Source organism: Cronobacter sp. EKM101R (assembly GCF_963888145.1).
Lineage (GTDB): Bacteria > Pseudomonadota > Gammaproteobacteria > Enterobacterales > Enterobacteriaceae > Cronobacter > Cronobacter turicensis.
Genome location: NZ_CAWPHW010000033.1, coordinates 270997 through 293962, shown reverse-complemented (window position 1 = coordinate 293962; position 22966 = coordinate 270997). Strand labels below are relative to the sequence as shown.

Sequence of the window (22966 nt, the reverse complement as noted above, 5' to 3'; positions counted from 1 at the left end):
CACCCGCCACTGGCGACGTATCTGTCCTTGTAGGGCGGGTAAGCGCAGCGCACCCGCCACTGGCGACGTATCTGTTCTTGTAGGGCGGGTAAGCGCAGCGCACCCGCCGACTGATCGCCAGCGGCGCCTGTTCACACAACCAAGGATTTACCTATGTCTGGCGTCACGCTCCGCCATATCGAAATTTTTCACGCGGTGATGACGGCGGGCAATCTCACGGAAGCCGCAGCGCTCCTTCGCACCTCGCAACCCACCGTCAGCCGCGAGCTGGCGCGCTTTGAAAAACTGATTGGCCTGTCGCTGTTTACCCGCACCCGCGGACGGCTGCATCCCACCGTGCAGGGGTTGCGCCTGTTTGAAGAGGTCCAGCGCTCCTGGTACGGGCTCGACCGCATCATCAGCGCCGCCGAAAGCCTGCGCCAGTTCCGCCAGGGCGAGCTCTCCATCGCCTGCCTGCCGGTTTTCTCGCAGTCGCTGTTGCCGTTGCTGCTCAAGCCGTTTCTGGATAACTACCCGGAAGTGAGCCTCAATATCGTGCCGCAAGAGTCGCCTCTGCTTGAAGAGTGGCTCTCCGCACAGCGTCACGATTTGGGCATTACGGAAAATACCGCCACGCCCGCCGGCACCGAGCGCCTGACGCTGCTGACGTTAAATGAAGTGTGCGTGCTGCCTGCAGGCCATGCATTGGCCGATAAACCACAGCTTACGCCGCACGATTTCGCGGGGGAAAACTACATCAGCCTGTCGCGTACCGACAGCTACCGGCAACTGCTCGATTCGCTCTTTCAGGAGCATAACGTGCAGCGGCGCATGGTGCTGGAAACCCACAGCGCCGCGTCGGTTTGCGCGATGGTGCGCGCGGGCGTCGGCGTTTCGATTGTGAACCCGCTGACGGCGCTGGATTACGCGGCGACGGGCATCGTGGTGCGCCGCTTTAGCGTGGCGGTGCCCTTCACAGTGAGCCTCATCCGCCCCCTGCACCGCCCTGCTTCCGCCCTGGTCGAAACCTTCAGCCGACATTTACAGCAGCAGATGACCGGGCTCGGCGACACGCTGGAGGCTATGCTGGCACGCCCGGGACGCCCAGCATAAAGTTCACCGCATCGGCGGCATGCAGCGCGGCGGTGTCGAATACCGGCACCGGGCAATCCTGCGCCCCGAGCAACAGACCAATTTCGGTACAGCCGAAAATCACGCCCTGCGCGCGCTGCTCCGCCAGAAGCTCAATCTGCTGCTGGTAGTAGCGTTTTGATTCAGCCGTGATTTTGCCAAGGCACAGCTCGTCGAAAATTATCTGGTTAATGCGCGCCCGCGCAGCTTCATTGGGAATAAGCGACGTCACGCCGAACTCCTGCGCCAGCCGCGCGCGGTAGAAATCCTGCTCCATGGTGTAACGGGTGCCGAGCAACGCGACCTGGCGCAGCCCCGCCTGCGCAATCGCGCGTCCCGTGGCGTCGGCGATATGCAAAAATGGCAGCGCGCAGCGCGCTTCAATCTGATGCGCCACTTTATGCATCGTATTGGTACACAGCACAATCGCCTGCGCACCGGCGCGCTCTAAACCGAGCGCCGCCTGCGCCAGCATGTCGCCCGCCTTATCCCATTCGCCGCTCGCCTGACAGGCTTCGATGTCGTGAAAATCGACGCTGTGCAACAGCAGCTGTGCGGAGTGCAGCCCGCCGAGACGTTCACGGACGCCTTCATTAATTAACCGGTAATAAGGGATGGTTGATTCCCAGCTCATGCCGCCGAGCAAGCCCACTGTTTTCATCGTTGCCTCCTTTTGCGCTTTCCCGGTTATAACATGTCCATGTGGTGGAACAAATGTGATCCGCCCGCCATTTCCCGGCGCGCCGCGTTCTCTTCTTTTTCTCGCCAGGATAGATTAAATGAAACAACGTTTCACAAATCAGAGGCACGGCATGTTTATCTATCATAAAGACACGACGCTTGAAGATGTAGGCGATGGCGTAACGCGCCGCATTCTGGCCTACGGCGGTAAAATGATGGCGGTGGAAGTCAACTTTGACGCCGGTGCGGTCGGCCCGATGCACTGCCACCCGCATGAGCAACTTACTTATGTGCTCTCGGGCGAATTCGAATTCACCATCGGCGAAGAAACCCGCCGCGTGAGCGCGGGCGACACGCTCTATAAACAGCCGAACATCATGCACGGCTGCGTCTGTATTACACCCGGCACGCTGCTCGACACCTTCACGCCGGTGCGCGAGGATTTCCTCAAATAAACCGCGTCCATAAAAAAAGCCGCCCGATGAGGCGGCTTTTTTACACGCGAAAAGTATCACGACAGCAGGGTATCAGCGCCCGCCGAGTGTTGCGTCATGACCTGACGCTGCGTAATGACATCGCGCACCAGCACCAGCGCACAGGCGATAATAAAGCCCATCAGCGTTGCCAGGATAAGCACCAGCGCTTTACCCGGCCCGTCGCTTTTTACCGGCAGCGAAGGCGCCATCTGGTAGTGGAACGGCTGGAAGTCTACGTCGGCCAGGTTAAGTTTTTTCAGCTCCGCCAGACGGTACTCGCGATTCTGAATGGCGGCGTTCAACGCCGTGACATCAGTAATCGGGCGCTCAATGGCAAGCTTCTGCGCAAGCCCGTCGGCGCCAAGCGCAATCGAGTAATCCGGATCGTCCTTCACCGCCTGTCCGTTGCTGTAAACCGGCTTTTTAATACCGGCGGCGTTCGCGACCTGCAACGAATAATTCAGACGTTGAATCGCGATTTTATGCTCGTTAGCCAGCGTGTTGCGGTCAATCACCAGGCGGCTCTCTTCCGATTTCACTTTCAGTTCAATGGTCGTGCGCAGATTCTCAAGCACTTGCCGTTGTACCGCCAGCGCCGCGTAGTTGATGTATTCCTTCAGTACGCGCTGCGCGTCCTGCGCTTTCGGCGCGGTAAAGCTCAGCGTCCAGGAGCTGTAAGGCGAAGCCGTCGGCGCTTTCGGGTTATCGTTGGAGGTCATTTTAATGCGCTGCGCCACCAGCGTAACGGCGCGCTCCAGGCTTTCGGTATCGCTTTGCGCTTCTTTCACCTGCGCCTGCACCCACGGCGAGGTGCGCAGGAATTTCTCCTGGAGCGCGCGCGAATCGAATTTTTTCAGGAACATATTTTCAAGCGACGCGGCGTCAATCGCGGCATCGACATCCAGCACCTGAAGATCCACCAGCACGCGCTGCAACTCTATCAACTGGCGCGTTTCCGGAATGGAAACCACGGCCTCGCTGGTCCATTTCTGCGGCAGCAAAAAGGCCAGCGCCAGGCCCATCACGATAAACAGCGCCGTGATCGAGAGGATCACCTTACGGGCTTTGAACAATACTGCGACCAGCGCAAACAGATCTAACTCGGCGCGCGGGTGATCCAGGAGCGGATAATCCGGCGCGGAGGCAAGCGGATTATTTTTAATATCTATCGATGACATAGTGAGTGAGTTACGTTTAATTGAGCAGCTGATGAAGTCGAAATTATTTGCTTAGAAACAATATGCGTGCGAATTGTTTCACCGGTCAAATACATAAATCCCAGAGAGTGAACGGGCGCACATACCTATCCCTTTGACAAAATTGGAAAAGTTGTGCAAAACAGAGAAACATATCCTTGTTGTAAGGAGAGATACTACGTCCGTAATCATCATTATTACGAATAATCCTAATCCAGGGCAAACACTAATTGAGCCACCTACCAGAAGTTGTGTTGCTTCCCTCCCCCCGAAAATGGCGCTGCTTCAAAAAACCGGAACAGCGTTTCGACCACGATCACATTTCCACCATTTATAGAATGACGGCGAAATAAATAGCAATAAAATAAATTAAAACGCTGTTTTAGAAACAAGAAACAACGGTTCAATAAATAATAACGTCGCGATCTTCATCACGTTACGGTCGCCTGTTTTCTTGGCAAGACATTATTTGCATAGCGATGGCAAGGCCGCCCGGCCACGCGATTCCGGGCCTGGCCCGTTCGCTGTCGCGGTTTACTGCACGCGAAATCCGATCCGATTAATGAACCCTTGAATGCCAGGTAGGTATGTATGAATGAAAACAAGCTTCTGGGTCTGGCCTGGATATCACCCTACATCATTGGGTTGATAGTCTTTACGGCCTTCCCTTTTGTTTCCTCTTTCGCGCTCAGCTTTACCGAGTACGATTTGATGAATCCGCCGGTGTTTAACGGTATTGAAAATTACCGCTATATGCTGATGGATGACGATCTTTTCTGGAAATCGATGGGCGTAACGTTCGCCTACGTTTTCCTTACCATCCCGTTAAAGCTCGCGTTTGCGCTCGGTATCGCGTTTGTTCTCAATTTTAAACTGCGCGGCATCGGCTTTTTCCGCACCGCCTATTACATTCCGTCGATTCTCGGCAGCTCTGTGGCTATCGCCGTGTTATGGCGCGCGCTGTTCGCCATCGACGGCCTGTTGAATAGCTTTATCGGCGTGTTTGGACTCGACCCGGTGAACTGGCTTGGCGAGCCGTCGCTGGCGCTGATGTCCGTCACGCTGCTGCGCGTCTGGCAGTTTGGTTCCGCAATGGTGATTTTCCTGGCCGCGCTGCAAAACGTGCCGCAATCGCAGTATGAAGCGGCGATGATTGACGGCGCGTCGAAGTGGCAGATGTTTATCAAGGTGACGGTGCCGCTGATTACGCCGGTCATTTTCTTTAACTTCATCATGCAGACCACCCAGGCGTTCCAGGAGTTTACCGGCCCGTACGTGATTACCGGCGGCGGCCCGACGTATTACACCTATCTTTTCTCGCTCTATATCTACGACACCGCCTTTAAATATTTCGATATGGGCTACGGCGCGGCGCTCGCGTGGGTGCTGTTCCTGGTCGTGGCGCTCTTCGCCTCTATCGCCTTTAAATCCTCGAAATACTGGGTCTTCTACTCTGCCGATAAGGGAGGCAAAAATGGCTGATATCCAACAGGGACAACTGGCTCCCCGTCCGGCCATGAGCGCGGGCGACCGTGAAGTGGCGCGCACGCTGCGGCGCGAAAAAGTCAGCCGCGTCGTGCGTTACGTGATTTTGCTGTTCGTCGGTCTGTTGATGCTCTACCCGCTGGCGTGGATGTTCTCGGCGTCGTTTAAGCCCAACCATGAGATTTTCACCACGCTCGGCCTGTGGCCGACGCATGCGACCTGGGACGGCTTTATTAACGGCTGGAAAACCGGCACCGAATACAATTTCGGCCACTACATGATGAACACCTTCAAGTACGTGATTCCGAAAGTGGTGCTGACGGTTATCTCCTCCACCATCGTGGCGTACGGTTTCGCGCGCTTTGAGATCCCGTGGAAGAAATTCTGGTTCGCCACGCTTATTGCCACCATGTTGCTGCCGAGCACTGTGCTCTTGATCCCGCAGTACCTGATGTTCCGCGAAATGGGGATGCTCAACAGCTATTTGCCGCTCTGGCTGCCGATGGCCTTCGCCACCCAGGGGTTCTTCGTCTTTATGCTGATTCAGTTCCTGCGCGGCGTGCCGCGTGACATGGAAGAAGCGGCGCAAATCGACGGCTGCAACTCCTTCCAGGTGCTGTGGTATGTGGTGGTGCCGATCCTCAAGCCCGCCATGATTTCGGTCGCGCTGTTCCAGTTTATGTGGTCGATGAACGACTTTATCGGGCCGCTGATTTACGTCTACAGCGTCGACAAATACCCGATAGCCCTGGCGCTCAAAATGTCCATCGACGTGACCGAAGGCGCGCCGTGGAACGAAATTCTGGCAATGGCGAGCATCTCCATTCTGCCGTCCATCATCGTCTTTTTCCTGGCCCAGCGTTACTTCGTACAGGGCGTGGCCAGCAGCGGAATCAAAGGTTAACAGGGGAATATCATGGCTGAAGTTATTTTCAATAAGTTAGAAAAAGTCTATTCCAACGGCTTTAAAGCGGTTCATGGTATCGACCTGAAAATCGCCGACGGTGAATTTATGGTGATTGTCGGTCCTTCCGGCTGCGCCAAATCGACCACGCTGCGTATGCTTGCGGGCCTGGAAACTATCAGCGGCGGCGAAGTGCGCATCGGCGAGAAGCTGGTAAATAACCTGGCACCAAAAGAACGCGGCATCGCGATGGTGTTCCAGAACTACGCGCTCTATCCGCATATGACGGTGCGCGAGAACCTGGCGTTCGGCCTGAAGCTCAGCAAACTGCCGAAAGATCAGATCAACCGTCAGGTAGATGAAGCCGCGAAAATCCTTGAGCTGGAAGAGCTGCTCGACCGCCTGCCGCGCCAGCTCTCCGGCGGCCAGGCGCAGCGCGTGGCGGTGGGCCGCGCGATTGTGAAAAAACCGGATGTGTTTCTGTTCGACGAGCCGCTTTCTAACCTCGACGCCAAACTGCGCGCCTCGATGCGTATCCGTATTTCCGATTTGCATAAGCAGCTGAAAAAGAGCGGCAAACCGGCTACCACGGTCTACGTGACGCACGATCAGACCGAAGCGATGACCATGGGCGACCGCATCTGCGTGATGAAGCTTGGTCACATTATGCAGGTGGACACGCCGGATAACCTTTATCACTACCCGAAAAACATGTTCGTGGCGGGTTTTATCGGCGCGCCGGAGATGAACATCAAGCCCGGCAAACTGGTGGAAGAGGCAGGGCAACTGCTGATTTGCATCGGCGACGATCGCCTGGCGCTGACGCCGCGCCAGCAGGACAAAGTGGCCGCGTACGCCGGGCAGCAAGTGTATTTCGGCATTCGCCCGGAATATATCTCGATTTCCGATACGCCTTACGCCGAACCCTGCGGCACCGGTGAGCTGGTGCGCGTGGAGAATATGGGTCACGAATTTTTCGTCTACCTGAAGGTAGCGGATTTCGAGATGACCTGCCGCATCCCTTCCGATGAAGCTAAGCCGATGATTGATAAGGGCCTTCACCGCAAGGTGTATTTTAAGTTCGACATGAATAAGTGTCATCTTTTTGACGCCAAAACAGAACAGAACCTCTCTCTGACAGGAGTCTTATAATGAAAAAAGCCCTCGTTAGCACAGCATTAGCTTCTACCCTTGCCCTCTGCGCGTTTCCATCGCATTCGGCGGAAAACGTCGAGCTGCGGATGTCCTGGTGGGGCGGCAATGGCCGTCACCAGGTCACGCTGAAAGCGCTGGAGGAGTTTCACAAACAGCACCCGGAGATAAGCGTTAAGCCGGAATACACCGGCTGGGACGGCCATCTGTCGCGTCTTACCACGCAAATCGCGGGCGGCACCGAGCCGGACGTGATGCAGACCAACTGGAACTGGCTGCCGATTTTCTCGAAAAACGGCGACGGCTTTTACGACCTGAATCAGGTGAAAGATATTATCGATCTGAGCCAGTTCGACCCGAAAGAGCTGAAATCCACGACCGTCAACGGCAAGCTGAACGGCATTCCGATCTCCGTTACCGCCCGCGTGTTCTATTACAACAACGAAACCTGGAAGAAAGCGGGCGTCGACTATCCGAAAACCTGGGATGCGCTGATGGCTGCGGGTAAAACGTTTGAGTCGAAACTCGGCAAGCAATATTACCCGGTGGTGCTGGAGCATCAGGATGTGCTGGCGCTGCTCAATTCATACATGGTGCAGAAATACAATATTTCAGCGGTGGATGAGAAAACCAAAAAGTTCGCGTACAGCAAGGAGCAGTGGGTTGAGTTTTTCGGAATGTATAAGAAGCTCATCGACAGCCACGTGATGCCGGACACCAAATATTATGCCTCGTTTGGTAAGAGCAACATGTATGAGATGAAGCCGTGGATCCAGGGCGAGTGGGGAGGCACTTATATGTGGAACTCCACCATCACCAAATACTCCGATAACCTGAAGCCGCCAGCGAAGCTGGAGCTTGGCGCGTACCCGATGTTGCCGGACGCGAAAGATGCGGGCCTGTTCTTTAAACCGGCGCAGATGCTCTCCATCGGTAAGTCGACCAAACACCCGAAAGAGGCCGCGCAGCTGATTAACTTCCTGCTGAACAGCAAAGAAGGCGTGGCGGCGCTGGGCCTTGAGCGCGGCGTGCCGCTGAGCAAAGCCGCGGTAGCGCAGCTCACCGAAGCGGGCGTGATCAAAGACGAGGATCCGTCGGTGTCCGGCCTGAAGCTGGCGCAGTCGCTGCCGACCACGCTTGCTATCTCGCCATATTTTGACGATCCGCAGATCGTGTCGCAGTTCGGCACCGCGCTGCAGTATATCGACTACGGCCAGAAATCCGTTGAAGAAGCCGCCGCGGAATTCCAGCGTCAGGCGGAGCGCATCCTGAAACGCGCGATGCGTTAAGGGCGGTTTTTCTGCTGTTACCCTGCCCTTGCGGGCAGGGTTGGTCAACGGCGGGTGCGCTACGCTTACCCGCCCTACGAACGAAAAGGGTTACGCGTTTTTGTAGGGTGGGTAAGCGAAGCGCACCCGCCACATCCTCGCCCCACCTCTGCGTAGGGTGGGTAAGCAAAGCGCACCCACCGCACTCTCACCCAACCCACCGTGTCCTCTAATAAAAAAACCTCCACATGGGAGGTTTTTTTACCTGCTCATCACGCTTAACGCGCCAGCCAGCCGCCATCGACCGCCACGGTATAGCCGTTAATGTAATCCGACGCGCTGGACGCCAGGAACACCACCGGCCCCATCAGGTCGCTCGGCAGGCCCCAACGCCCCGCCGGAATGCGGTCCAGGATCTCAGCGCTACGCTGCTCGTCGGCACGCAGCTGTTGAGTATTATTGGTCGCCATATACCCCGGCGCGATGGCGTTCACATTGATATTGTGCTTCGCCCATTCGTTCGCCATCAGGCGGGTAATGCCCATCACGCCGCTCTTCGAGGCGGTGTAAGACGGTACGCGAATACCGCCCTGGAAGGACAACATCGAGGCGATATTAATAATTTTGCCGCCGTTGCCCTGGGCGATGAACTGCTTCGCCACGGTCTGAGACATAAAAAACACGCTCTTGATGTTCAGGTTCATCACGTCGTCCCAGTCCTGCTCGCTGAAGTTAATCGCATCTTCACGGCGGATCAGGCCTGCGTTGTTTACCAGCACGTCGACATGACCGAATTCCGCGACGGCGCGTTCAATAAGCTCAGGAATAGCGTCGATTTTACGCAAATCGGCCGTCAGGCTCAGAAAACGGCGGCCCAGCGCGGTTACGCGCTCAATGGTTTCCGTCGGCTCGACAATATTAATGCCCACGATATCGCAGCCCGCTTCCGCGAGGCCCAGCGCCATACCCTGACCAAGACCGGTATCGCAGCCGGTGACGATCGCGACTTTACCCTGAAGAGAAAATGCATCCAGAATCATGTGTGTTTCCTTGTAATCGAGCCTGCCTGTGACAGGCGTGACCGTGATAAGACTGTCCGCCGCTTACGTCCTCTTTTAACCACCTGAATTCGATGTCATAAAACGCCCAGCACCGATGCCCGGCACGGGTCGTTTTACGCCATCTCACGATGACCACGCGTTAAAAAAGACATAAAGAGATACTTCAAACAGCAAAACAGCGTTTCGTTTTCAAGATGTAACTCATCTTAAACTTAGCGAAACGCGTTTTCAATTCTAAATAAAACATTGTTTCATTTTTATGGGTAAGTCTTACCGGAATTGATATTCTGGTCACGTTTGGCTGAAGGCCTATGGAGACGCTGGTTCACATCTCTCTGAATTAGTACTTCAAAATCAGAAAGATAAAAACCAACAATAACGATCAAATAAATCCTGCACGACATTTTTTCGATGCCGGGAAACCGTGGCATCAGGGCTCAAATTGTCCACAAATGGTCTTTTTTTGAAAAGGTTGAGCAGAAATGCGCCCACAGTCACACACATTGAAACACTGTTTTGATAATTTATAATTCTGTTTTCGAAATTTAATCAGCGAACGCCAGCCGGCAACGTAAGGAGCACAGTATGGCCAAAGGCATGCGGGTGAAACTTCAGTATCAGGTAAGCCTCGATCCAGATACCGGAGCGGAAGTAACCCGTTTAACCCCACCGGAAGTGACCTGTCACCGCAACTATTTCTATCAGAAATGCTTTTTTAACGATGGCAGCCACCTGCTGTTTGCCGGCGAATTTGACGGACACTGGAACTATTACCTGCTGAACCTTGAACAGGCCGAGGCGGTTCAGCTCACCGAAGGCGCGGGCGACAACACCTTTGGCGGTTTCCTGTCGCCGGACGACAAGTACCTCTATTACGTGAAAAACGATCGCGTACTGCGTGAAGTCAACCTCACCACGCTTGCCGAGCGCGACGTCTACCGCGTGCCGGAAGAGTGGGTCGGCTACGGCACCTGGGTCGCCAACAGCGACTGCACCAAACTGGTCGGGATAGAAATCGCCAAAAGCGACTATGTGCCGTTGAGCGACTGGAAAATCTTCCATGATTTCTTCCATAAAGGGCCGCACTGCCGCCTGCTGCGCGTGGATTTACAAACCGGCGCGAGCAAAACCATTCATGAAGAGAAAATCTGGCTGGGGCACCCGATTTATCGTCCGTTCGACGATAATACCGTCGCGTTCTGTCACGAAGGGCCGCACGATCTGGTCGACGCCCGTATGTGGATGGTGAACGAAGACGGCAGCAACGTGCGTAAGGTGAAAGACCATGCCGAGGGCGAAAGCTGCACGCACGAATTCTGGGTGCCGGACGGCTCCGCACTGGTCTATGTCTCTTATCTCAAAGGCAAACAGGGCCGCACCATTTATCGCTACCTGCCGGACAGCGGCGTGAATGAAGAACTGATGCCGATACCGGCCTGCTCGCACCTGATGAGTAATTTCGACGGTACGTTGCTGGTGGGCGACGGTTCCGGCACGCCGGTAGATGTGAAAGACACCGGCGGCTATACCATTGATAACGATCCTTATCTGTATGTGTTTGATGTCGCCCAGAAATCCTATTACCGCGCGGCGCGTCACGATACCTCCTGGGAGACCTTTGCTGGTAGTCGTCAGGTCACGCATCCGCACCCCTCCTTCAGCCCGGACGGCAACGCCATTCTTTTCAGCACCGATAAAGACGGCAAACCGGCGGTCTATCTTGCAAAACTGCCCGAACAGCGTGAAATGCTGCGAGTGTCATAATAAAAAAAGTCCTGATTCCGTCACTGACCTTGCCCTCCTCTCCTGGGGGGCTTTTTTATTGCCGCGCCACCATTGCCGTAATGATTATTTGGTGGATAAGAATGAGCGCAGAAAAAACATCGGCAATAATTTTCACCGGGCATAAAAAAACCGCCCCTGCATGGGCGGTGTGCTTATTCTCAGGAGCACGCTATCAGGAAACAGCAAAACAGGAATTATGCCCCCGCCGTCGCGGGGGCAAGCTGAGGGTAAGATGTTATCAGAAGCTATATGCCACGCCGACACGTAAACGGGTCTGGCGCTCATCGCTTTCTTTTACGCCAATATTTCCCACTTCAAAATAAGGCGACCAGTTTTTATCAATTTTATAAGCCAGCTTGGCGTTATATTCGTTGGAATACTTTTTACCGTTATTACGCGTAAAACCTTCTTCGCTCTGCGCGTATACGTAATTCAGCTCGGTACGCCAGTCGCCCAGCGCAAAGCCCACCCAGGCGTCGCCGCGGTTAACTTTATCGTCATCATCTTTGCCTTCCGGCACGCGGGTATATTCGTAACGATAGCGGGCCGCGACATAGAAACCATTCTCAAAGCTGTACTGCACGTGGATGTTGGGCTTATAAATCGTTTTACTGTCAACGCTTTCGATGGTAAATGCCGGAGTAATGGCGATGGCGTCGGTCGCTTTCCAGCGCCAGCTAATCTGATCTTCATGGCCGTTACCGACCACTTCATTAAACGGACGCGACTGATCGTCGCCGCCGGTTTTCCATTTCGCCTCAACGGAAAAACCAAAACCATTATCAAAACGGTGTGAAACGGCAACGCGGTCGGCGTTAGTGCCGCTATCAATGTACTCGTGACGTAAATCCACGGTAACCGCTTGTGACGCGAATGAGGACCCACAGAGGACAGCCAATGCCAGTGCTTTCTTAAACATAGAATACCCCTAATAAAATGGCGTTTCGTTTTTATGAAACTGCATTTTATTTTTTAGGTAATATTATTTTAGTGATCCGGATCGTAATACTTTGTTTCAAAAATAACGAAAACAAAGCGCGTGATTTAGTTCAATAAAAAACCATTCAGAGGCCTGAAAATCATGTTTTAAATCACAGTTTCATTTATGAAAAAACGTAATAACGCGCTTATTTCCAGCATTACATTGGGAATTAACTCAAACAAAGAAATAGTAAACCAGGCAATAGATGTGTTGGTTATAATCAGCGGGGATAAATTATTAGCTGCAAAAGGAAAAGCGCGTAACTGGCTTACCCGGCAACGCGCTCAGAAACGAAGAGGAAAGAAAGGAAAAGGAATGAAGAGCTAATCGCGCTCTATCGCCAGCGCCACGCCCTGCCCGCCGCCGATGCAAAGCGTGGCAAGCCCTTTACGGGAATCGCGTTTCACCATTTCATGCACCAGCGAGACCAGGATCCGGCAGCCGGACGCGCCAATAGGATGCCCGAGCGCAATCGCGCCGCCGTTGACGTTAACTTTGCGCTCGTCCCACTCCAGCAGTTTGCCGACCGACAGCGTCTGCGCCGCGAACGCCTCGTTAGCTTCGATAAGATCGACATCATTAAGCTGCCAGCCCGCACGCTCAAGGCAGCGGCGCGTGGCATACACGGGCGCGATGCCCATCAGAGCCGGATCGACGCCAACACTTGCGAAGGCGCGGATACGCGCCAGCACCGGCAGCCCCATCTCCTGCGCCTTGCTGGCGCTCATCATCAGCACCGCCGCCGCGCCGTCATTGATTGACGACGCGTTACCTGCCGTGACGCTCCCGAGCCGGTCAAAGGCAGGCGACAGACGCGCCAGCCCTTCCGCGCTGGTATCGGCGCGCGGCTGCTCGTCGGTATCCACCACCAGTGGCGCGCCCTGCATCTGCTCAATCACCACCGGCACGATCTCGTCACGAAACCGCCCGCTGTCGATGGCCGCGCGCGCTTTATGCTGAGACGCGAGCGCATACGCATCCTGATGTTCACGGCTGATGTTATATTCGCGCGCCAGGTTTTCCGCCGTGACGCCCATATGGTAATCGTTAAACGCATCCCACAGCCCGTCATGCACCAGGCTGTCGATAATATGACTGTCAGCAGGCGCGCTGCTGCGTCCTTCGGTCAGCACATGCGGGGCGCGGCTCATGTTCTCCTGGCCGCCTGCGATAACCACATCCGCCTCGCCGCACTGAATTGCCTGCGTCGCCAGATGAAGCGCCTTCAGCCCGGAGCCACACACATCGTTAATGGTAATCGCCGACACGGACCACGGCAGGCCGCTGTTCAGCGCGGTCTGGCGCGCCGGGTTCTGGCCTGCGCCCGCCGTCAGCACCTGGCCCAGGATCACTTCATCGACATCCTGCGGATTAAGCCCGGTGCGCGCCAGTAGCGCCTCAATAACCACAGCGCCGAGCTCCACCGCCGAGCGACGCGCAAGCTGCCCCTGAAAGCAGCCAATGGGCGTGCGTGCGGCCCCCACAATTACCACATCTTTCATTGTTATCTCCGGGAAGTGAACCGGGACATAGTAGCCGCTTGTTATAAAATCATTTCGTGAATGTTTAAAAATTGGTGAGGGGTATCACAAGGAATCTGCGCCGCTCGCCCCTGTGCGGCGCGCAGATCGGGAAAAAATAAAAACGGGTTAATAACGTTCAGGGAGTTTATTGATGGATTTAAGGCGCCCGCGAGAAATATCGATATAACCGCCCTTTCTCAAATCACTAAACACTTTGAGAATATAGCTCTGAGAAAGATTCGTTTTACCGCGAATAAAATCGCAGGCGTTAATCTCGTCACGCTCCGGCTCCTTTTTCGCCTCCAGCTCTATTAAGCAGTTGCGGATAAGCGTATAGGACTGCCGCCCCATGAAGTGATAACTTTTCCAGTACAGCACGTCATAGTACCAGGAGACGACCAGCAGCAGCTCGCGCCAGAGCTGGCGGGCCTCGATGATGGCCTCAAACTCGCTGCGCGCCACAATTCGCGCCTCGCAGGCGGATTCAGCTTTAATCGTAAAATGGCGAGTGAACTGATTATTGTACGTAATGCCCAGCAGCTGAGGACGTGTCGATTCGATCATTGTCAGGCTGTCCATGACGCGGTGCATCGACAGGGCGCCCTGCTCTATGACAAAAATATTATCGGGCTGCACGGGAATATGCGCGCCGCTGGCGAAATGGCGCATATCGCCGCTATTTTTCAGGGCATTAATAAGATGACTGATGGCCTCTTCGGGCCGTTCGGGGAGCGGATAAGTTTCCATGCTGATAGCACGCACCAGAGATAACGTTACGATCAGCATAGTAAAAACTTTGCTGCGCGCCGCCCCATTTTTTCATAATGAGACGGCGCGTTAATAAAACCATTACAGAAAGACCTTATTTGCGCCGGATGGCGCTTAACTACGCTGGCGTTAACGCCCTGTCAGCGTTTACTTAATGCCAGTTTTGCAGCGAACAGCAGGAACACGCTGCCTGTGACGCGATCCATCCATTTCACCACGCCGGGTTTTTTCAGCACGCCAGACGCATAACGGGTGGCGACAATCAGCGTCAGCGACCAGAGGGTGCCGATGAGCGCATGAATGGCGACCAGCAGGAACGTCCAGACCATCGGCGAATGCCCCGTCGGAATAAACTGCGGCAGGAAGGAGACATAAAACACGCCCATCTTCGGGTTCAGCACATTGCCCAGCATACCGCGTAAAAAGCTATTGCTGGCGCGCGTTTCATCGCCCTGACGAGTATCAAACGTGGTACGCGGACGCAAAAGAAGCTGAATGCCGAGCCAGCAGAGATACCCCGCGCCGCACCATTTCAGGATGGAATAGGCCATTTCGGACACGGCAAACAGCGCCCCCAGGCCAAACGCCACCAGCGCGCCCCAGACAAAACAGCCAGCATCGATGCCGAGCGCCGCCTGAAAGGCTTTTTTACCCCCATCCGCCGCCGCAGTCCGTAAAATCAGCGCCGTATCCAGCCCCGGCGTCAGGGTTAACAGCGTAGCCGCAAGGGTATACGCAAGCAGTGCATCAGTGACCGACATGTTTATCCTCCGAAAAGAAAAATCTTATAGAAGAAAAACAGGCCCGGCAATCGTGAGTTTAGTTACGCAGGGGGATGGTAAAGCGAGATGATTGCAAGATTTGTGATTAAACTGGGTATCTTTAAGAAAGGAGTAGAGGGATGGATAAACAGAATACAATAATATAATCAAAGCCGCCGACATTCGACGGCTTTGAGTGTTAATTAGCCTGTAAATTTTCAGTGTTATCGATACTGACTAATATCGGCTCACCATTATCATTAACAGTGAGTTGGCTCCCTTCAGGGATTTGTTGCGTTTTAAAAAACCAGTGAGTTTCAGGCAACTCCACTGCTCCGCTAACATCATGTATTCCCGGGATAACCTCGGTTAAAGTAACAGGATTAAACAGGCGCACAATAAACTCTCCATGAAAATGAACTTGCAGAAGGAGTACCATCGGCATTCTGACAGCGAGCTTTAAAACCACTTCGGGTTACCGTGTCATCTAATATACTTGACGTATGAATCTTAGTAGTAATTGCGCCATCCGTTGAGAATCTCTCGGCTATGGAAATAAAACGACTCACATTTTTTAATTCAATGGGATAAATAACCGTAGCGAGTCCATTGACTAATGTAACCCACGCCCCCATCACCTCTATTGCCCCATCAGACCATATAATCCATGAGCCATTGGCATTCGAGCCTCTGTTCACCACATAGCTTGCGTTCCCCAACCCCAGATTCTCCAGCGCTTTTGCCTGCGCGGCGGTGCCGTCACTCTTAATATCGCCGAAGGGGTTCTGGCGTGAGAGATATTGCTTCGCCAGCCCCTGTTTCAGTAATGCCTGAAAGTCAGGAATATTACCGTTGTCGAGCACGTCGGCACCGGTCTGATCAGCGACAAATTGCGCCAGTGCGGAGGCAATAAACGACGACTGCCGGATGGCTTTGTTAACCTGAGCAGAAGCGGCTTTACCGCTGGTGAAGCCCTGGCTCAGGGCTGGCAACATTTCCCAGTTCGCCTGAGACGTCACGTTTGCGCCCGCGCCCGTGGCGAACGGTTTAAAATCATTTTTAGCCATTACAGGTTTTTTCCCCATGCTCCATCGTCAAAACCGACGATGTATTGGTTGTCCATATCAAATCCAAAGAAGCGCGTCCCGACGGACGGCACGAGAATATCGCCGGACCAGACTCCGGCAGCTTTTACCGTTAAGTACCCCATCCGGATTGCAGCGATAAGCTCAAGCGAAACGCTTTCCAGCGTGGTTTCCGGGAAAATCAGCATCGACACAGTCATGTCCTGATGGTCGATAATCTGCATGCCCAGCCCTGAGCCCGCCGTTGCGGCATCCAGAATAGCGGGTAGCGAATCGTTCTGACCGTCCCACTGATTGATGGCGATTTTGGCGCGCAGGATCACGCGGTAAGTGTCGTCACTGAGCGCCGTAAATCCGTCGTCCGGATCGTACGGCCCTTGCCAGACGCCGCGGTCATAGCCCGGTCCGTCGTCATCCCAACTGAAATAGATATCCTTGATAGGCTCTTTCACGTAGCGGGAGCGGCCAATCCACTGGCCGAGAATGTCGAGCTGGACGCCCGTCGCGCTGTCGATATCAAATGCCTCAACCAGCCCTTGCACCGTCGCGACGGAATCCACAAAGTGGCGGGTGGCGAGATCGACGCTGTCGAAAAAACGCGGCTTCGTGGCGTGATAATTAGTGATAAGTTCAGTGTATTTACTCATGCCGTGGCCACTATGGTGATGTTGTCAGGTGTGCAATACGCCGCCTCGTCATAAGCGATATCAATATTGGCCGCCGCGAGCGTGTTGGTCGTGCGGCCTAACGTCAGAGCGGCAATATCGTAGTAACGCGCACTCCCGCCGCTCACCACACCAAGGTTGGCTGGTGAGTAAACGCGGCTTAACAGCACGTCATCGCCAATGGAGAGTGAATTGATGTACCCCGCCACGGCCGCTTTGATCTGCGCGCCGATTTCCGTGGTGTACCCCATAAACGCCTTGAGGCGGATATTGACCTGCACGGAAATAAGCGTGGGGCGGGAAAAGCGAATAACGTGCGGATAGCCATAAAGATCTGCCACGTTTACCGCCAGCGTGCCCGCGGTCGCCACGCCCTGTCCTTTTTTGCCCCGGATCACCTGGGCAATGTCATTGATATCGCCGCCTTCGACAATGGCGCAAATCGCGTGCGGCGGCAGGCCGTTGGCGTCAGGATCTCCGGTGTCGTTTTCATAAAGCTTATGGCGACTCACGCCATGAATATTGGCGATAGCGCCGTCAAGCGCATCGAACGGCGTCAGTGATGACAGCGCCACGCTTTGGGTTTGTCTTGTACGCAGTTGCGCATCCGTTTCGGCGGCGACGCCAACAACGGCTGCCTGTGGATTCGTCACTGACATCCAACCCCGCGTGGGTGTGGCTATCTGACTGACTGTGCCCGCCAGGGCGGCGACGGGCCCTGATTCGGTACAGGTGGCCGTAAACAGGCCGTTTCCGCTCACTGGAATCGTGATAGTTTGCGCCAGCGCCCACTGCGTGCCGTTGGCATCGCGTATCAAGCCCGTCCCGATTATCGTTCCCGGCTCGCCGGTTATCAGCACGTCCACCGTGGAATGTGTCGCGCCATGGCGGCGAATGCCGTTGATTTTGACACGGGACGAGAGCCCCTCCCCCATGGCGGTCGCGGGCGAGAAGGCGTTATAAACAGCAAGCGCTGCGTTGTTGTCATCGTGAATGGCGAGCGCGAGGAGCGCGACCAGCTGGCCATCTTTACTGTCTGGCTCAAGATAAGCATCTTCGCCGTAAATCTGGCGAAAATAGCCGGTAAGGGTCGACAGGATAGTCTGATAATCAGGCGCGACCGGGCCCTCCGGGGTGACCTGCATGGCCAGCCCCAGCGTATCGATATTAAGCGGCATTACGCCTCCGCGGTCAGTGTAGTGGTGCCGTAGACGGTGTCGATTTCGGCGAAGAATGAAACGCGCCGCGTGGCGGTATCCACCGTTGAGTTAAAAGAAAGGAGCGTTTTCACGCCGGGTGTTTCCAGAATGCGCGCCTGAATGGCGAGCTGATAAATCTCCGGTTTCTGTTTCCCGAGCACATTCTGACGCCAGGGCGTGCCTTGTGTGGTATCGAGGAACCACTCGCCGGACCAGAGTTCAAAGCGGGTTTTCACCGCCTGGGCGACGGCTTCCGGCGAACTCACAAGCCAGGTGTTTTCGCCCCGTCCGAAGGTGTAATCGCCCTCATTATCTTCACGTCGGTATTTCATTGTGCTTTCCCCGTACTGCTGCCGCCCGACTGCACCCCTGGGTGCGTATGGCTGACAAGGCTAATGCCTGCGGCTTTGACATCGGTCTGCACGTTCACGGGCCCTCTCAACGTCGCGCCGCCGCCGTTATCGCCCATCCCCTGGGTCAGGCTGCCGTTAATAGTGACGTTGCCGTTGAGGATGATAGAAGGTGAGGTAATCACAGTGCCGCCCTGCGCGCTGGCGGTAAGCCTGCCGGGTGTGCGCAGCGAGATGTCATGCCCCACGGCCAGTTCGATGACCGCCGCGCCGTCATCGGTACGTAGTTGCGTCGCACTAACGCTGATATTGCTGATTTTTCGCTGTTGCGACATCGGCCCCACCAGCGCGAACGCATCGGAAAGATCGTGCATCCGTGGGTCGACGGGTTCCTGGACGTCGCCGCTCTGCCACCAGAAATCGATACAGCGGTCGGCGAATATGACCAGGCATTCATCGCCGGCTGCGACCGGAAACGTCAGCGTGCAGCCGCCGCCGCGAGGAAACACCACTGGTACATCCACAAGCAGCGGCAGCTTCACACTACGCTCGCTGCCATCGTCGTCGCTGCGTTTGCCGCGGATAGCGGGCTGCACCACGCAGGTTACCGCCTGCGGGTTAAAAGACTGAATAATGCCGGGCAGCGCCACGCGCAGCCCGGCGCTGATATGATGCGCCAGCGCGGCGGCAAACTCCTGCTGGCCGCCAAGCCGCGCTTCTGTTGAAACAGGCATAAAGACTCCAGGCGCCGTCGCCCGCAGGCGAACGGCGAGAAAAAGAAGAAAGGAGAAATGTGCTGGGCGGTATTAGCCGTTTTGCAGTTCACGCGCGCCGCGCGGCTCGCACATCAGTTTCATATACCAGTTCTGACCACGGGTATCGCCTTGCCACTCGATAGCTTTAACGATATACACGCCGTCGGCGGCAAGCGCGGCAGGCTGTGTGACCGGTTGAGTGAAAGCGCCATCGCGCGTAATGACCCCGTCGCGTTCCACTTCATGAAGCGGTCCCTTGCTTGCGCCGAGCGTCGATTCTTCATACGCGACGCGCTGTACTGACGCCTGATCGAGTTGCACCAGGCCGTTTAAACGAATGTTCGGGTTAATCAGGCATTGCACATCAACCCCGTCTTTCAGGGTCTGCTGTGCCGCGCCGATAAGACCGGTACGGCTGTTAAGCAGCACTGCCTCATGCACGTAGTTTGCCTCTGGCACCATCCGTAGTTGCCCGTCACTCAGTTGCCAGGAAGCGTCGCACTGCCCCGCTACGTTTTCCATGACCTGCCGCGCTGGTAACCACAGCGTACGGCCACGCGGAAACGTCATGCCAGGCATATCACCGGTCGCTCCCGGCGATATGCCATACTGACCAAAACTCTGCGCCGCCAGTTGATGCACATCGCGGACGCGATACCCCGCTGCCAGCGTTTTTTCTACAGTGGCGTAGAGATACGCCTGATGACCGCTTACCGCCTGTATTTTCACCCAACTGTCGACCTGCGCCGTTTTGCCGGTCAGTGAAAACCGAATATCGCCGGCGAAAATCATTCCACTGCCTGGCGCGTCGTCGTGAGTCTGATAACCAGCAAAAAGCCTGATTTGACTGAACTCTCTGAGCAGGATCCGGTTGCGGGTATGCGGATGCAGATTGTAAATAGTGACGTTGGCGACAGACGTCGCCGCCGTCGCTTTACTGCTCACCATGAACTCCACTTTAAAATCGTTAAGCTGCAACCCGCGTCCTTCTTCCGTCAGCAGTTGAAGTTCAAAATAACGCATCCAGTTACGGGTCATAGTGGCTCCGTCAGTACATAGAGGCGACTGGTGATGCCCAGCGTATTTTCGCCGGGCGGCGCGCCGTCATCGCTCACGACACGCAGCGCAAAACCGAACGCCAGGTGGCTGTGCTGCGCCAGGAGATCGGCGCCTGGCAGCAGCGGCAGCCCGTTTAACCGCCGTTGTCCGGCGGAGTCCTCAATGTCCATAATCCAGGCACCGTCACGCCAGATAAGCCGCAACTGGTACGTCGAACCGTTAAGGTCGATGGAAAAGTGCTGGTTATCAGGCGTAAGCGGAATTTCATAGTTCCCCATTTAGCCTCCTGTCGCCGCATTCAGGCGGCCAGCGCTGACCGGCACCGTCGATTTAACGCCGTTGTTGCTCACCCCTGTTGTCGAAACGCCTGTTTTCATTTGCGACTTTGTTGCTACCTGCACATTTTCCCGGTGCGAAATGATCACCTCGGTCAGGGTTAGCGTGCAGGAGAGGACATATTCGGTGGTGGCATCGGTCGCTACATCAATACCGGTCAGCAGCATGTTCTGGTAGATGCGCTTGCCGGTGACGACATCCAGCAGCGCCGGTGGATCGAGCAGATCCCGCAGCGCCTGGTAGATCTCCTGAGGGCTTTTGCCAGACTGGTGCCACGCCGTAGCGTCGCTGGCGAAATCCAGCAGCGCGCCGCCGCTGCCGAAACCGCATTTCATGGTCAGCGTCGCGGGAGAGCGCCAGGCGTGATCGGCAATTGCCGCGCCAAACTCGACGGGGTGGGTGGTGACGTTAAGCGTATCTTTATGGGTTTCCGAAATAACCACATCCGGAACCAGCACGCCAATACGCCGTTGATTGTTGCGAAGTAACGTTGAGAAAAAATCCATTAGCGCACCCCCGTTGACAGGGTCTGAACCAGGCGGCCGTTAACATCATTCATCTGACGGGCGACTTCTTCGCCGAGTTGGGCAGCGTCGCCTGTGCCGTAGACGTTGATATGCGTCGTCTGGTTAAGGTTCGCGCCCTCGCGTGTTACCGCGCCTGAGCCGTTGCCGGATGGAAGCGCCGCCCAGTCCATGAGAAGCGAAGAGCCCATCGCCTGCTGCTTCTGCTCAAGGCCCCAGACGCCGAATGGCATCTCGTCTGGCCCCAGTTTGCCGGACAGCCAGCGCGAGGCCTCAAGCCCTTTATCCATCAGCGCGTAGACGGCTTTTTGCTGCAACTGCATCACCGGATGCTGAGCAAAGCCTACCGCCGCCTCCTGGAGCGATTCCCACGCGCCGGAAAAATCGCCCTGTGTCACTTTCGTGAGCGCATCCAGCAGCGATCCCAGCGTGCGAATACTGCTGCGCACGCCTTCAATGATCTGATCGAAGAGCCATTTCGCGTTGAATGTTGACGTGTCGATATTAAGAAACTGCATGAAGGCGGAAAACGCCTTCCCCAGCGCGGCGCCTAACGCCACGATTTTGTCGGTGAGGAACTGAAAATCCGTTTTCAGGCTGCCGATGCCTTTCAGCGCGTCCTGTATGCCCGGCGCCCATGTCGACCAGTCAATCAGACTGTCGCCGCCACTTTTCCATTTCTGATAGTCATCCCAGAGCAGCGCCAGCGCGCTGACGAGCCCAAGGATCATACCAAGTGGTGTGGCGAGAAAGCCTGCGTTAAGTACACGCCACGCCGTCAGCAACCCGCCGAGCACGCTTATCACAATCTGGCTTTGTGAATCGAGTTGACCCCAGAGGGTGATAATGCCGCCCACCGCGTCCAGCACATTACCGACGATGGTAATGAGCTTATCCAGCGCGATAACGATCCCATCGACCGCCTTGCCCGTCACCGTCATGATTTGCGGCAGGTTATCCATCACTTTGCCGAGCAGTTTTTCAAGCGGCCCGGCAAGACCTGCCGCGAGATCTCCGCCGATCTTTTGGGTCACGATATTCTGCACGGTTGTCAGGCCATTAACCGCCGTCATATAGCGGTGTCCGGCCGGGGCAAAGGCACCTGCGTCGAACCCCACCTGCGAAGCCATTTTGCGATAATCCTGCAGATAGCCGCTTAACCCCTGTCGCATGGCGTTCAACGTGTCGTCGTCGATACCCAGCGCTTTTGAAAGCTTTTGCGCCTTATCCAGCGGTAGCGCGGCCAGCTTCTGGCTGAGCGCGTCGAAAACCTCTACGGTATCGCGCAGATTGCCCTGCGCGTCGCGCGCGTTAATACCGAGTGAACCCAACAACCCGCCCGCCCCGGTTGCGTTTTGCATCAGTTTGCCGACGTTTTCGAGCGATGCCTGGACATTTCCGGCATCCACGCCTGTCTGCTGAAACGCATAGCCCAGCGCGTTTATTCCTTCAGCGGAGGCGCCGCTGCGCTGGCTGGCGCGCCAGAGCTCATCAAGCCCCCGCGCCGTCTGTGTCGTAAAAGTCAGTACGTCCGCGATGGCGGGCGCGACGGCGAGGCTTAACCTGCGCAAGCCCGCCGCCACGTCCGTCGCTACCTGACCCATGTTTCGCAGGCCCGTCTCATCAAGGCGGGCAGCGACATCGGTGTTGGCGTGCGCCAGTTCTGTGGCCATTAATTTTCCCTCCAGCGTTCTAGGCGCGCCTGGTTATCCGCTTTCAAATCCAGCCAGTCGTTCATCAGCGCGATATCGCACAAATCCACCGCGCCGGATTTCAGATCGCTCCAGGCGATTCGGAAGGCCTCCGCCGGGCGGAGAATGAATTCCTCCCCGCCCGGCAAG

Annotated in this window: 26 protein-coding genes; 8 read left to right on the top strand and 18 right to left on the bottom strand. The window is 55.6% G+C overall.

Going from position 1 to position 22966, the window contains the following annotated elements:
• Nucleotides 1–153: 153 nt before the first annotated feature.
• Complete coding sequence (locus AACV31_RS16610; RefSeq protein ID WP_007763831.1) at nt 154–1092, top strand: LysR family transcriptional regulator; 939 nt, start codon at nt 154–156, stop codon at nt 1090–1092.
• Here AACV31_RS16610 and AACV31_RS16605 read toward each other — a convergent pair.
• A complete protein-coding gene (locus AACV31_RS16605; protein WP_165155325.1) occupies nt 1061–1771 on the bottom strand; it encodes an aspartate/glutamate racemase in 711 nt (236 codons plus the stop codon). The two genes, AACV31_RS16610 and AACV31_RS16605, sit on opposite strands and share 32 nt — an antisense overlap.
• Before the next feature lie 151 nt (nt 1772–1922).
• Here AACV31_RS16605 and AACV31_RS16600 point away from each other — a divergent pair, with 151 nt between their 5' ends.
• Nucleotides 1923–2246 carry a cupin domain-containing protein gene (locus tag AACV31_RS16600; RefSeq protein WP_007763836.1) on the top strand — a complete coding sequence of 108 codons (324 nt, stop codon included), beginning with the start codon at nt 1923–1925 and terminating at the stop codon, nt 2244–2246.
• A gap of 56 nt (nt 2247–2302) precedes the next feature.
• Here the strand turns inward: AACV31_RS16600 and wzz(fepE) are convergent, their stop codons facing one another.
• The gene (wzz(fepE), locus tag AACV31_RS16595) at nt 2303–3445 is read right to left on the bottom strand and encodes an LPS O-antigen length regulator Wzz(fepE) (RefSeq protein WP_165155336.1); all 1143 of its coding nucleotides are present in this window, start codon (nt 3443–3445) and stop codon (nt 2303–2305) included.
• Nucleotides 3446–4054: 609 nt separating this feature from the next.
• Between wzz(fepE) and AACV31_RS16590 the strand changes: the two genes are divergently transcribed.
• Genes AACV31_RS16590 through AACV31_RS16575 form a run of 4 tightly spaced genes read left to right on the top strand, consistent with a single transcriptional unit; the run spans nt 4055 to nt 8293 of the window.
• The gene (locus AACV31_RS16590) at nt 4055–4945 is read left to right on the top strand and encodes a carbohydrate ABC transporter permease (protein ID WP_007700813.1); all 891 of its coding nucleotides are present in this window, start codon (nt 4055–4057) and stop codon (nt 4943–4945) included.
• Nucleotides 4938–5852 carry a carbohydrate ABC transporter permease gene (locus tag AACV31_RS16585; RefSeq protein WP_007763840.1) on the top strand — a complete coding sequence of 305 codons (915 nt, stop codon included), beginning with the start codon at nt 4938–4940 and terminating at the stop codon, nt 5850–5852. Before AACV31_RS16590 ends, AACV31_RS16585 begins: the two co-directional genes overlap by 8 nt.
• 12 nt (nt 5853–5864) lie before the next feature.
• Nucleotides 5865–7004 carry an ABC transporter ATP-binding protein gene (locus tag AACV31_RS16580; protein ID WP_165155338.1) on the top strand — a complete coding sequence of 380 codons (1140 nt, stop codon included), beginning with the start codon at nt 5865–5867 and terminating at the stop codon, nt 7002–7004.
• Entirely contained in the window at nt 7004–8293 is a 1290-nt protein-coding gene (locus AACV31_RS16575) for an ABC transporter substrate-binding protein (protein WP_007763845.1), read from the top strand. Before AACV31_RS16580 ends, AACV31_RS16575 begins: the two co-directional genes overlap by 1 nt.
• Nucleotides 8294–8550: 257 nt before the next feature.
• Here the strand turns inward: AACV31_RS16575 and kduD are convergent, their stop codons facing one another.
• Nucleotides 8551–9312: a 2-dehydro-3-deoxy-D-gluconate 5-dehydrogenase KduD gene (gene kduD, locus AACV31_RS16570; RefSeq protein ID WP_007700802.1), complete on the bottom strand. Its 762-nt coding sequence runs from the start codon at nt 9310–9312 to the stop codon at nt 8551–8553.
• Between the two features lie 606 nt (nt 9313–9918).
• Here kduD and AACV31_RS16565 point away from each other — a divergent pair.
• Entirely contained in the window at nt 9919–11097 is a 1179-nt protein-coding gene (locus AACV31_RS16565) for an oligogalacturonate lyase family protein (RefSeq protein ID WP_165155340.1), read from the top strand.
• A 259-nt stretch (nt 11098–11356) separates the two neighbouring features.
• Here the strand turns inward: AACV31_RS16565 and AACV31_RS16560 are convergent, their stop codons facing one another.
• Nucleotides 11357–12037: an oligogalacturonate-specific porin KdgM family protein gene (locus AACV31_RS16560; RefSeq protein WP_032806774.1), complete on the bottom strand. Its 681-nt coding sequence runs from the start codon at nt 12035–12037 to the stop codon at nt 11357–11359.
• 186 nt (nt 12038–12223) lie between these two features.
• Here AACV31_RS16560 and AACV31_RS16555 point away from each other — a divergent pair, with 186 nt between their 5' ends.
• On the top strand, nt 12224–12427 hold the full coding sequence (locus tag AACV31_RS16555; protein ID WP_165155342.1) for a hypothetical protein: 204 nt from the start codon (nt 12224–12226) through the stop codon (nt 12425–12427).
• On the opposite strand, the gene AACV31_RS16550 is transcribed toward AACV31_RS16555, so the two are convergent.
• The 14 genes from AACV31_RS16550 to AACV31_RS23225 form a co-directional block, all read right to left on the bottom strand.
• Nucleotides 12424–13602, bottom strand: a complete 1179-nt coding sequence (locus AACV31_RS16550; RefSeq protein ID WP_105539051.1) for an acetyl-CoA C-acetyltransferase — start codon at nt 13600–13602, stop codon at nt 12424–12426. The two genes, AACV31_RS16555 and AACV31_RS16550, sit on opposite strands and share 4 nt — an antisense overlap.
• A 147-nt stretch (nt 13603–13749) precedes the next feature.
• Nucleotides 13750–14409 (bottom strand): helix-turn-helix domain-containing protein, encoded by a 660-nt coding sequence (locus AACV31_RS16545; protein WP_165155344.1) that lies wholly within the window; start codon nt 14407–14409, stop codon nt 13750–13752.
• A 122-nt stretch (nt 14410–14531) separates the two neighbouring features.
• Nucleotides 14532–15152, bottom strand: coding sequence for a LysE family translocator (locus AACV31_RS16540; protein ID WP_007763859.1), 621 nt, complete (start codon nt 15150–15152; stop codon nt 14532–14534).
• Between the two features lie 199 nt (nt 15153–15351).
• Nucleotides 15352–15549 (bottom strand): hypothetical protein, encoded by a 198-nt coding sequence (locus tag AACV31_RS16535; protein ID WP_165155346.1) that lies wholly within the window; start codon nt 15547–15549, stop codon nt 15352–15354.
• A complete protein-coding gene (locus tag AACV31_RS16530; protein ID WP_075197958.1) occupies nt 15536–16219 on the bottom strand; it encodes a hypothetical protein in 684 nt (227 codons plus the stop codon). The genes AACV31_RS16535 and AACV31_RS16530 overlap by 14 nt, the downstream gene beginning before the upstream one ends.
• Nucleotides 16219–16884 carry a DUF2612 domain-containing protein gene (locus tag AACV31_RS16525; protein WP_165155348.1) on the bottom strand — a complete coding sequence of 222 codons (666 nt, stop codon included), beginning with the start codon at nt 16882–16884 and terminating at the stop codon, nt 16219–16221. The genes AACV31_RS16530 and AACV31_RS16525 overlap by 1 nt, the downstream gene beginning before the upstream one ends.
• Entirely contained in the window at nt 16881–18080 is a 1200-nt protein-coding gene (locus AACV31_RS16520) for a baseplate J/gp47 family protein (RefSeq protein ID WP_165155350.1), read from the bottom strand. The genes AACV31_RS16525 and AACV31_RS16520 overlap by 4 nt, the downstream gene beginning before the upstream one ends.
• On the bottom strand, nt 18080–18433 hold the full coding sequence (locus AACV31_RS16515; RefSeq protein WP_165155352.1) for a hypothetical protein: 354 nt from the start codon (nt 18431–18433) through the stop codon (nt 18080–18082). The genes AACV31_RS16520 and AACV31_RS16515 overlap by 1 nt, the downstream gene beginning before the upstream one ends.
• A complete protein-coding gene (locus AACV31_RS16510) occupies nt 18430–19185 on the bottom strand; it encodes a Gp138 family membrane-puncturing spike protein (RefSeq protein WP_165155354.1) in 756 nt (251 codons plus the stop codon). Before AACV31_RS16510 ends, AACV31_RS16515 begins: the two co-directional genes overlap by 4 nt.
• 72 nt (nt 19186–19257) lie before the next feature.
• On the bottom strand, nt 19258–20244 hold the full coding sequence (locus AACV31_RS16505; protein WP_165155356.1) for a hypothetical protein: 987 nt from the start codon (nt 20242–20244) through the stop codon (nt 19258–19260).
• On the bottom strand, nt 20241–20543 hold the full coding sequence (locus AACV31_RS16500) for a phage baseplate plug family protein (RefSeq protein ID WP_165155358.1): 303 nt from the start codon (nt 20541–20543) through the stop codon (nt 20241–20243). Before AACV31_RS16500 ends, AACV31_RS16505 begins: the two co-directional genes overlap by 4 nt.
• A complete protein-coding gene (locus AACV31_RS16495) occupies nt 20544–21107 on the bottom strand; it encodes a phage baseplate protein (RefSeq protein WP_165155360.1) in 564 nt (187 codons plus the stop codon).
• Entirely contained in the window at nt 21107–22798 is a 1692-nt protein-coding gene (locus AACV31_RS16490) for a hypothetical protein (protein WP_165155362.1), read from the bottom strand. The genes AACV31_RS16495 and AACV31_RS16490 overlap by 1 nt, the downstream gene beginning before the upstream one ends.
• Entirely contained in the window at nt 22798–22965 is a 168-nt protein-coding gene (locus AACV31_RS23225; protein WP_015742373.1) for a DUF6889 family protein, read from the bottom strand. The genes AACV31_RS16490 and AACV31_RS23225 overlap by 1 nt, the downstream gene beginning before the upstream one ends.
• Nucleotide 22966: the final 1 nt, after the last annotated feature.